Genomic DNA, 2,436 nt, shown 5'->3' on the forward strand with positions numbered 1-2,436 from the left:
CGTGGAGTGCCGGAGACGCTCGGGGCCGCCTTCGTCATCGTCACGCATCTCAGTCGAGAGCACAAAAGCCTGCTCCCGGACGTGCTGGCCCGCTTCACGCCGCTTGAGGTCGATGCTGCCGCCGACGGCGAGCCGGTCCGGCCTGGTCACGTCTACGTCATGCCGGCCGGGTCCGTCATGGGCATCGCAGGCGGACGGCTGACTTTGAAGCCGCTCGGGCCGGCGGTCCGTGAGCCCAAACCGGTCGACATCTTCCTGACTGCCCTGGCCCTTGACCAGGGCGCGCGTGCGGTCGGCGTGATCCTGTCCGGCGGCGACGGCGACGGCGCAATCGGCGTCAAGGCGATCAAGGAGCACGGCGGCCTGACCCTGGCCCAGACCGCGGATGGCTACGGCCCCGAAACCCCTGACATGCCCATCAGCGCGCTGCGGACCGGCTTCGTTGATTTCGGCGAGGCGGCCGAACGGATGGGCGACCGGATCGCTGCCCACTTCGCCGCCAATAGTCCCGCCACGCAGGATGGTCAGACCGACCAGTTCGCGCGGGAGTTCGATGCCGAGTTGCTGACCGAGATCTTCGCCATCCTGCGCTCGCAGGTCGGCCATGACTTCTCCGGTTACAAGCCCAGCACCTTTGTGCGTCGCCTGCAGCGGCGCATCAGCGTCGTCGGCGCGGCCGGGCCGGACGGCTACCTCAAGCTACTGCGTGCCGACCCGGCCGAGGTCGGAGCGCTGTTCCGGGACCTGCTGATCGGCGTGACGAACTTCTTCCGCGACGCAGCGGCCTTCGAGGCGCTGGCCGCCGACGTCATCCCCAAGCTGCTTGACGAGCGCGCGGCGAGCGATGTCGTGCGGATTTGGGTGCCGGCGTGCTCGACCGGCGAGGAGGTTTACTCCCTCGCCATCCTCCTGCGCGAGCACATGCTTACCCTGGCAGATCCGCCACGCGTGCAAATCTTCGCCACCGACATCGACGAGCGCTCGCTCACGGTCGCCCGGACCGGGCTCTATCCGAAGACCTACCTGTCCGCCGTCTCGCCCGAACGGATCGCGCAGCACTTCGTCGTCGAAGGCGACAGCGCGGTGGTCGCAAAGGCGGTCCGTGACCTCTGCACCTTCGCCCCGCACAGCGTGCTGCGCGACCCGCCATTCTCACGTCTCGATCTCGTCTCCTGCCGTAACCTGCTGATCTACCTCGGCGTCGAAGCCCAGCAGCAACTGATGCCGGTGCTGCACTACGCTCTGCGCCCGCGCGGCTACCTGTTCATCGGGATGGCCGAGAACGTGACGCGGTTCGAGGATCTGTTCGAGACGATCGACAAGCGGAACCGCATTTTCCAGGCCCGCGACGCGATCCCACCGGCCCGGTTGCCGCCAATGTCCGGGCCGGACACGCCGATCTTCGCGGGTGCTGGCCAGCCATACCGGCGCAACGTCACGACACACGCGGCCCTGCGGCACACGGTCGAGACGCTGATGCTCTCCGAGTTCACTCCGCCCCACGCGGTCGTGACGCGGACGGGCGAGGCTGTGCACTACTCGTCGCGGATCGGCGATCACCTGGAGGTCGTACCGGGCCAGCCGACGCGGGAACTGGCTGCGATGGCGCGCAAGGGCCTGCGGCTGGATCTCCGAACGGCGCTGCGCGAGGCGATCGAGGGCAACACTCGGGTCGTGCGCGACAGCATCAGCGTCGAGCTGCCGGACGGCCGCCTTCAAACGATCTCTTTGGTCGTCAAGCCCTTGAACACTGCCGGCGCGACCGAGCCATTGTTCCTGGTCGTGTTCAACGAAGCCGCTGCGCCCGTCGTGAAGGAGCGGCAGGCCTTGGAGGCGAATGAGCGAGACACGGCGTTCCAGGGCTTGGAACGCGAACTGAGCATGACGCGCGAGCGGTTGCAGGGCGTGATCGAAGAGTACGAGACCTCCCTTGAGGAGCTCAAATCCTCGAACGAGGAACTCTACTCCGTCAACGAGGAGATGCAGGCCGCCAACGAGGAGCTGGAGGCTTCGAAGGAGGAGACGCAGTCTCTGAACGAGGAGCTTCAAACGGTAAATGCCGAGTTAACGTCCAAGATCGAGGCCATCGATCAGATGAGCGACGACCAGTCCACGCTGTTCGAGGGCATGAACGTCGCCAGCGTGCTCCTGACGCCGGATCTCCACATCCGCATGTTCACCGCTGCCGCGGCGCAGATCTTCGGCCTCCAGCCGGGTGACGTCGGCCGGTCCCTGCGCAACTTCTCGACGCCGATCCCCCTGACGTGGCTGTTGGACGAGATCCCGACTGTGCTGGCGGCGAGCCGACCCTCCGAGCGGACGATTGAGGGGGAAAACGGCGCTCGCTACCGTGTCCGGTTGATGGCCTCGTCCCGAAAGGGCAGCCGGATGCCCGGGATCGTCGCGAACTTCACGAACCTACTGGAGCAGGGATGA

General features: G+C 66.6%; 1 protein-coding gene. It reads left to right on the top strand.

All coding sequences use genetic code 11. The features are described from left to right. Window positions 1-6 precede the first annotated feature (6 nt). Complete coding sequence (locus tag FV222_RS23215) at window positions 7-2,436, top strand: CheR family methyltransferase (RefSeq protein ID WP_246685620.1); 2,430 nt, start codon at window positions 7-9, stop codon at window positions 2,434-2,436.

The sequence above is a fragment of the Methylobacterium sp. WL103 genome, from assembly GCF_008039885.1.
GTDB lineage: Bacteria > Pseudomonadota > Alphaproteobacteria > Rhizobiales > Beijerinckiaceae > Methylobacterium > Methylobacterium cerastii.